Source organism: Psychrobacter piechaudii (assembly GCF_900162825.1).
GTDB lineage: Bacteria > Pseudomonadota > Gammaproteobacteria > Pseudomonadales > Moraxellaceae > Psychrobacter > Psychrobacter piechaudii.
The window spans coordinates 1-7763 of the sequence record NZ_FUGE01000078.1 but is presented as its reverse complement, the minus strand read 5'-3'; the positions used below and the strand labels follow the sequence as shown (position 1 = coordinate 7763).

Annotated in this window: 8 protein-coding genes and 1 pseudogene; 4 read left to right on the top strand and 5 right to left on the bottom strand. The window is 42.8% G+C overall.

The features are described from left to right. The coding region (locus A1019T_RS13970; protein WP_208608018.1) for a transposase at positions 1-262 on the top strand (262 nt) is incomplete at its 5' end. A gap of 57 nt (positions 263-319) precedes the next feature. Next, entirely contained in the window at positions 320-1711 is a 1392-nt protein-coding gene (locus A1019T_RS03230; RefSeq protein ID WP_341864620.1) for an FAD-dependent oxidoreductase, read from the top strand. 274 nt (positions 1712-1985) lie between these two features. Here A1019T_RS03230 and A1019T_RS03225 read toward each other — a convergent pair whose 3' ends face one another. The 3 genes from A1019T_RS03225 to metX all read right to left on the bottom strand — a co-directional run bounded on the left by A1019T_RS03225 (position 1986) and on the right by metX (position 4848). After that, on the bottom strand, positions 1986-2567 hold the full coding sequence (locus tag A1019T_RS03225) for a tetratricopeptide repeat protein (RefSeq protein ID WP_077450403.1): 582 nt from the start codon (positions 2565-2567) through the stop codon (positions 1986-1988). Positions 2568-2969: 402 nt separating this feature from the next. After that, positions 2970-3584, bottom strand: a complete 615-nt coding sequence (metW, locus tag A1019T_RS03220; protein WP_077450402.1) for a methionine biosynthesis protein MetW — start codon at positions 3582-3584, stop codon at positions 2970-2972. A 1-nt stretch (position 3585) separates the two neighbouring features. Next, entirely contained in the window at positions 3586-4848 is a 1263-nt protein-coding gene (metX, locus tag A1019T_RS03215; RefSeq protein WP_279626169.1) for a homoserine O-succinyltransferase MetX, read from the bottom strand. A 406-nt stretch (positions 4849-5254) separates the two neighbouring features. Here metX and hemH point away from each other — a divergent pair, with 406 nt between their 5' ends. After that, a complete protein-coding gene (hemH, locus tag A1019T_RS03210; RefSeq protein WP_077450400.1) occupies positions 5255-6274 on the top strand; it encodes a ferrochelatase in 1020 nt (339 codons plus the stop codon). Between the two features lie 143 nt (positions 6275-6417). On the opposite strand, the gene A1019T_RS03205 is transcribed toward hemH, so the two are convergent. Together A1019T_RS03205 and A1019T_RS03200 are read right to left on the bottom strand one after the other, a co-directional pair. Continuing rightward, positions 6418-6609, bottom strand: a complete 192-nt coding sequence (locus tag A1019T_RS03205) for a hypothetical protein (RefSeq protein WP_077450399.1) — start codon at positions 6607-6609, stop codon at positions 6418-6420. Positions 6610-6699: 90 nt separating this feature from the next. Beyond that, positions 6700-7242 (bottom strand): ferritin, encoded by a 543-nt coding sequence (locus A1019T_RS03200; protein ID WP_077450398.1) that lies wholly within the window; start codon positions 7240-7242, stop codon positions 6700-6702. Between the two features lie 389 nt (positions 7243-7631). Between A1019T_RS03200 and A1019T_RS13560 the strand changes: the two are divergent. Further along, positions 7632-7763 (top strand): annotated as a pseudogene (locus A1019T_RS13560) (RNA-guided endonuclease InsQ/TnpB family protein); the annotation flags it as partial.

The window sequence follows — 7763 nt, the reverse complement described above, 5'->3', positions numbered from 1 at the left end:
GGATGGGGCGCTATGGCACCAACCAAGTTTGGATCAAGACAATGTGACCATGCTTAAATTGCCTCCCTACTCACCTGAACTTAACCCTGCTGAACAGGTATGGCAGTATCTTAAACAGCATTGGTCGTCTAATCGCTGTTTTGAGAGTTATGATGCGATTGTCGATGCGGCATGTGACGCTTGGAATGCAGTGTGTAATGAGACTAACTTAATTAGGTCTATCACTCAGCGGGAGTGGTGTGATTTGAGTGTTATTTTTTAGAATTGGTATAAGATAGGTTATAAATGAAAATTAAAAAGTGGTAATTGAAAAGGATGTATGATGAATATCACCCCATATGAGTGCCAAGCTTGCGGCTGGGTATACCCGACACAGTCTGATCTTGAGTCACAAAGTATTGTTCCATTCTCCAAGCTTGACGATAGTTTTAGTTGCCCCTTATGTGGGGTGGGTAAGTCGGAGTTTCGTCCCATTGATGAGGCAACAGAGACAGCTGACTCTGAGGTTTGTCAAAATGAGCATCGACAAATTGTAATTATAGGAGCAGGCCTAGCAGGTTGGTCGGTGGTCGATGCGATAAGGGCGTTAGATAAAGAGATTGGCATTACCTTAATTGCTGCTGATAACGCAGATCGCTATCACAAGCCCATGTTATCAGCGGCTTTTAGCCAGAAGAAGACAGCTACTGACCTGATACGCTTTACTGGTGAGGAGGCTACCAATAAGGCTGGAATTGAGTTATTAACAAACAGTACAGTACTCGCTATTGATAGTGATAATCGTAAGGTGCGACTCAATGAGGCTGAGCTTAGCTATGATAAATTAGTGATGGCTATTGGAGCCACGCCTGCCATTCCGCCTACGATAGAGGCCCAAAATGTATGGCACATTAACCATATTGAGGGATTTATTAGCATAGAGCAAGCGCTATCAAACTCGAATAACGCCAAGCATATTGCAGTCATTGGTGCCGGCATGGTGGGTACTGAGATTGCTGAAGACTTAATCAAGGTAGGTCATAAAGTTAGCTTGTTAGATATGCAGCACACGCCTTTGGCTTTGATGCTACCTAAAGTGGCTGGTAATAAGATCAAACAGGCATTAATCGCCCAAGGGATTAACTTTATGGGCAATAGTCGAGTAGATGATGTGAATGCTTTATCCACTGGCGGCTATCAAATGACAGTGACGGACTGTGATACGAGTGGCAAGCACAAACTTGAGGTAGACCATATATTAGTGAGCACTGGGCTTAAGGTAGAGGAAGCTTTGCCACAAAGTGCCCAGCTAGATTTTGACAGACTCTCTGGTATTTCGGTACAAGAGGCAACCTTACAAACTAGTAATCCTGACATTTATGCCATTGGGGATTGTATGTCGATTGCTGGGGTACCTTGTCGCTATGTGGCTCCCCTCAGAGCTCAAGCCTCTACCATTGCTGAGCATATTTTGGCCCAATTAGGAAAGCATCCTAAGCAGGCAGACGAGGGTTATGAGCATCAAGCCTATGTGCACAAACCGCCCATGATTCGATTAAAGAATAAATCCATCTCTGTGAGTGCTACAGGGACACCAACAGCAAATGAGCAATTCGCTGAATGGCAAGTGTTCAGTGACACAGAAACGGAAGTGGGTCATGAGTTGGTATTGCAGCAGGTAACCGCAGACGGGGAAGTTGTGGCCACAGCCACTGTTAAGAGTACCAAATAAATCAAATTATTAGACTAGCTAGGGCCGTTTTGGCTTTAGCCTTAGTTTAAACTAAAAAACCCAGCCTTATGGCTTAATGCCAGTCAGTTAAGCAAGAGACTTAGCGGAGATATGGTTTTTTAAAACCAGATGACTCCATAAATAGCGGGCTCTAGAAAAAACAAATTTCACTATTCCGCTATAAAATCTCTTAACTGATAGGCATTAGCCTTATGGCTGGGTTTTTAATGTCTAATTGACTGGTATTTAGTTTTTAACGACTTGATATTGCTAATTAGTTGCTTTGGAACCAGCTGTCAGCTTGATTACGAGCGGTGGCAACATCAGAGCTTGATAGGTTCAACGCTAACTGACCAATTTTACCACGAGCTTTGGTGCGAACTTCGTCGTTTAACATACCATCACGAGCAGCAAGATCATACCATTTATAAGCGTCTACCAGCTTGCGCTGTTTTTCATCAATTAAGGCTAGAGTATAGCTAGCACGGTTATCACCACGTTTTGCAGCACGCTCTAACCAGTAGCGGGCTTGCTGTTCGTGAACAGCTACGCCTTCGCCACGAGCATACATGATACCTAGGTTTAACTGAGCTGGAGTTACATTCTGTTTAGCGGCACGAGTGTACCATTCGATTGCTTTTAATGAGTTTTTAGCAACGCCTTCCCCTTTTTGGTAGCGCTTTGCTAAGTAAAATTGGGCGTGATCATTACCTTGGTTGGCACGATTGGTCAATTCACTGATGTTCATCATCTCAAAACGAGACACATCTAACGGAACGTTTGAGACAAGATCTGCTTGGGCCAAACCTGCTGTTGAAAACAGCGCAGTGAATAGAGTTGCTTTTAAAAGTTTCATAGAGTTATCCAGAAATTGATTGTATTTAAGCAAAAAAATTTAAACGAATAGGGCACTAAAATTTATTTACAAATACTTAGAATCTAAATATAACCCAATTTATTGTCTTCGCTTTGCACTAAATTGGTAACATTTAAAATGATAATGACATTATGATTTTGATTAGATAGGTTGTGTCGATAACATATATTCGACAAGATTTACATAGCTTAACACCCAAAAAGACGAAACTCAAACGCTGTTAACGCTAATATAGCCTTAAACAATAATTTAATAGTCAAATTACCTCAAACTTTTGTAACTAAGTAATACCAGAAAGGTTGAAGCAACAATTGAGTCTGCCTAGAGTTATATTAGCCTTAAATTACTACTGTGCCTAGTTTATATAAAAATTTTTAGCAGTTATTTAGATTTCGTTACTCTATAAATCGCCACATCCGCCAATAAGTTAGGCGCTTTACGAATGATCGATGCCATTAGTGCAGAGGGCTTTTTTGAGGGTGAGTCAGTAACCGCAAAGCGATTGATGATTTTAATATCATTATCAAAGCACAGTTTTTCAAAATCTTTGAAGGTACATAGATGAATGTTAGGGGTGTTGTACCACTCATAAGGAAGCGCCTCAGAGACCGGCATCAATCCTTTTAAGCCTAAATGGAGACGGTTTTGCCAATGAGCAAAGTTAGGGAAGGTAATGACGGCTTCTCGGCCCACACGGAGCATGTCTAATAATAAAGTATCGGGTGATTTAACGGCTTGCAGCGCCCGAGCCATAACCACCGTATCAAAGCTGTTATCGGCAAAGCGAGCCAAACCATCATTTAGATCTTGCTCAATAATGTTTAACCCTTTGGCAATCCCTTCGTTTATTTTCTCTTCATCTAGCTCAAGTCCATATCCGGTGACGCCTAGTGAATGTTGCATCTGCTCAAGTAACGAGCCGTCACCACAGCCTAAGTCCAAGACACGAGAGTGCGGGGCAATCCATTGTTTGGCAAGTTCATGATCTAATCTCATGTTAGGCTCTCCTGGTTTCGGCGTCAGTTTCAGTTTGAACTTCAGTTTGTTGAGGCAGGGCTTTGGGGTTAGGGGTTAAAAAAGGCGCGTTTAAGAAGCCTCTAATGGCATCCATATAACGCGGGATATCGAACAAGAAGGAGTCATGACCATGGGGAGCGTCAACATTGACATAGCTAACGGGTTTATCATTTGCCATTAAGGCATCGACAATTTCTTGTGATCGGGCCGGAGCAAATCGCCAGTCTGTGGTGAAGGACACGATTAAAAACTGGCAGCGGGCATGTTTTAGCGTTTGTTTTAAAGCCTCTAAATCGGATAATGACTCATCATCGACATAATCGCGAGTGGGGTCGAAGTAATCCAAAGCTTTGGTCATCAGCAGATAGGTATTGGCATCAAAGTTTTCGCTAAAGCGCTCGCCTTGATAGCGTAAGTAGCTCTCTACTTGGAACTCTACATCGTAGCCGTACATAAATTTGCCAGACTTCAAGTCACGACCAAATTTAGACTTCATAGCATCTTCAGTCAGATAGGTGATATGACCTACCATACGGGCCAGAATAAGGCCACGGCGAGGATAAGTACCGGCTTCTAGATAACGGCCTTTGTTAAAGTCAGGGTCAGACAATATAGATTGACGGGCGACCTCATTAAAGGCAATGTTTTGGGCAGACAATTTTGGGGTACTGGCAATGATGACACAGCGCTTTAAGCGATCGGGATAATCAACCGACCACTGCAAGGCCTGCATCCCGCCCATTGATCCACCGACCACTGCGTGCCACACCTCTATGTCTAAGCGATCAGAGAGCATGGCTTGGGTTTTTACCCAATCTTTGATGGTAATTAAGGGGAAGTCTGGACCATAAGGCTTACCTGGAGTGCCTTCATCGCTAGACTCTGGAATGGGCGTGGTTGGGCCTGTAGAGCCATGACAGCTACCAATATTGTTCAAACAGACCACAAAATAACGGGTGGTATCAATGGCTTTGCCAGGACCAATCATATTATCCCACCAGCCTGGTTTTTTATCCTCTTCACTGTGCCAGCCGGCAGCATGATGACTGCCTGAAAGGGCATGACAAATCAGGATGGCATTGGATTTATCCGCATTTAACTCGCCGTAAGTCTCATAAACCAAATCGAACTCAGGCAAAGTACGGTTGCACTCTAAAGTTAGGGGGGTATCAAAATGCATCGTCTGCGGGGCTACAATACCCACAGAGTTGGCAAATTTTGGATCTGTCGCAGTCGATTGGATACTCAAAATTACCTCAATAATGATATTTACTATGTCAATTAGGATAGGGGACGTAGAAGTGTTCGCTCATGGCTATTGTAGGCGTAAGGGCCTATAAGTACAACTTGCATCTGTGGTGGTCAAGTCAATGACTCTCAAAATAAAAACTGGCCATCATGGTTTGGCACTACTTTAGTAAATTGACCGTTAATAATGGTACACTGAAGCTTTATGGCCAATCAATATCTGTTGTCAATCAGTGACTTAAATAACGGTTATCAATCTTAAAGGCGCAGCTTTAATTAATAGGCGTTTTTTATTTGTACTTTGACTTATACCTTGATGCACTGACAACGTCAGTTTAGGCCAGACCCATTATGCTTTATAGAATCATTAAACTTGATTTAGCAAGGACACTCAGCGCACTATGAAACCCAATAAGCCACCCCGTATTGCCGTTTTACTCGTCAATCTAGGCACGCCCGATGAGCCTACGGCACCCGCTGTAAAACGTTATCTGAAACAGTTTCTATCGGATCCTAGGGTGATTGAGATACCGCAGTTTTTATGGGCGATTATCCTTAATCTCTTTGTACTACCCAGTCGACCGAAGCGTGTGGCAGAGGCCTATGCTAGTGTTTGGGAAGGCGATTCGCCAATCCGCAAAATCTTAGGTCAGCAAGTGGAAAAGTTACAGTCGCGTTTAGACGGTAGTATGGCACCTTTTGAAGTGTCGGTTCATGCCGCAATGACCTATGGCAATCCTGGTCTACCCGATGTGATGGATCAGCTGCGCAGTGAAGGGGTGGATCATTTTATTATCTTACCGCTATTTCCTCAGTATTCAGCCACTTCAGGGGGTGCAGTCTATGATGCGCTAACCAAGTGGTCGCTTAAGCAGCGCAATCTGCCCAATTACACCATTGTCAAAGACTACTTTGCCCATCCCTTATATATTAAAGCACTGGCCGATTCGATACGCCGTTTCCAAGCGGTACACGGCAAGCCTGAAAAGCTGATGTTTAGTTTCCACGGTATCCCGCAGCCTTATGCTGATAAAGGTGATCCGTATCCTAAGCGCTGTAAATGTACCGCCGCTCAGGTAGCACAAGAGTTGGGGCTTAATGATGAGGAGTGGATTATTAGCTTCCAGTCACGCTTTGGTAAGCAAGAATGGGTCAAGCCTTATACCGATGTGACCTTAGAGGAATGGGGCAAAGCTGGGGTGCGTTCAGTGCAAGTGGTTAGTCCTGCCTTCTCAGCTGACTGCTTAGAGACGCTAGAGGAGCTGGCAATGGAAAACCGAGACAACTTTATCAATGCCGGAGGGCAAGAATATCACTACATCCCTGCCTTAAATGATGATGAAGCTCACATAGACCTTATAGAAGCGTTAGCCAAACCCTTGGTCGCTGCTTGGGCGGTTACTCTGGAAGGTTGGGACTAATCTGTATTTGCCATCAGCCACCATCTAACCCAATAAAAAAAGCCCTCTATCAACAGATAGGGGGCTTTTCAAAATATAGGTCAAAGTGCATATAACTAGTTAGATTAAGAATCACAAAGGCTTGCGATTATTTATCCTCATGTCTACTCATCATCATGACTTTGAGAAACAGCATCTTCATCCGCAATATCACGAATATCAGGATAGTCAGTGCTGTCTAAGCTATCTTCCACCAAGACTTCATCAATACGCGCCTCGTCAATATTTTGACGGTGCATAGGCGTTAGTCCTTCCTGAGTAGTGATTTGATCTAAGTTATTCTTTGGATCGTTCATGGCATTCTCCTAGGGTGAGCGGTTTGCTAAACTTGAGGCCTAATAAAATGGCTTCGGCATTGAAGCCATAAACCTCACAGGTGCGATTACTTATAGATTTTTTTCGCGAGGAAGTTCAGCTTCTTGAGGAGCATTGGCCATATCGCGGTCTAAAGAGTAGAAATTGGCATTGTTGTCCTTACTTTCTGAAGCTAAGGCAAATTTATCACGAAGCTCATCAATTAGGGCCTCTTCTTCAATTTGCTCCTTAACGAACCACTGCAAGAAGTTAAAGGTTGGCCAATCTCTCTCGTCAAAAGCTTTATCTACTAAGGCATAAATCTTTTTAGAGTTATCAAGCTCATGTTGCCACACATCTTCAATACAAGACTCTAAATCTACTGGATTATCACGCGGAGCAGGAATGGCACTGATTTTTGCCTCGCCACCTCTGGTCTGGATGTATTCCAAGAACTTAAACATATGTTGGCGCTCTTCTTCTGAATGCTTATAAAAGAAGTCAGCAATACCAGAGTAATTGTTTGAGTCTGCCCAAACTCCGAGGGCTAAATAGGCTTGGGCCTGAGCCGCCTCATTATTCATTTGATCATTTAAAGCTTGTTCCATACTATCTGAGATGCGCTTATCACTCATTATTATTATCCTCAATTAATTATTGTTGGTTATTTTATTTGGAATTAGAAAGAGCTATCTAAATAAAAGTTATCTAAAAAAAGTTGCTATAAGGTCATATAAAAATAAAAAACCACTAGCTAATAACTTTTAAGTCCATTAAGTCCATTCCATTATAAAAGCAATTTTTGGGTTAATAAGTAAGGCTGAGTTATGAGTTGTTCTCATTCTGTGATAGAGGTAAAAAGTTGTAACGAAGCGGGACGGACTGTCTTTTGATGAAGGGCTACCTTTTATCACCAGTCGCCGTAAAACCACCCACTTCAGGGGGTGGATATAAGGCGACACACACTGTCGTAAGAAGTCGTTAAAGGGTTGTAAGCTAAAATTAATCTTGCCATACTGAATATATGAAAACACTCAAGCTACGCATTAAAGACAAACACATAAAAGAGCTGAATCGTCTAAGCGGTTCAGTGAACTTCGTGTGGAACTATGTCAATGCGTTAAGTTTTGAGCATCTAAAACGTACCGGTAAGTTT

What these genes read in the sequence shown, in the direction of transcription:
- A1019T_RS03205 (WP_077450399.1), bottom strand. Translation starts at nt 6,609, where the DNA reads ATGAACGATCCAAAGAATAACTTAGATCAAATCACTACTCAGGAAGGA.
- hemH (WP_077450400.1), top strand. Translation starts at nt 5,255, where the DNA reads ATGAAACCCAATAAGCCACCCCGTATTGCCGTTTTACTCGTCAATCTA.
- A1019T_RS03230 (WP_341864620.1), top strand. Translation starts at nt 320, where the DNA reads ATGATGAATATCACCCCATATGAGTGCCAAGCTTGCGGCTGGGTATAC.
- A1019T_RS03200 (WP_077450398.1), bottom strand. Translation starts at nt 7,242, where the DNA reads ATGAGTGATAAGCGCATCTCAGATAGTATGGAACAAGCTTTAAATGAT.
- A1019T_RS03225 (WP_077450403.1), bottom strand. Translation starts at nt 2,567, where the DNA reads ATGAAACTTTTAAAAGCAACTCTATTCACTGCGCTGTTTTCAACAGCA.
- metW (WP_077450402.1), bottom strand. Translation starts at nt 3,584, where the DNA reads ATGAGATTAGATCATGAACTTGCCAAACAATGGATTGCCCCGCACTCT.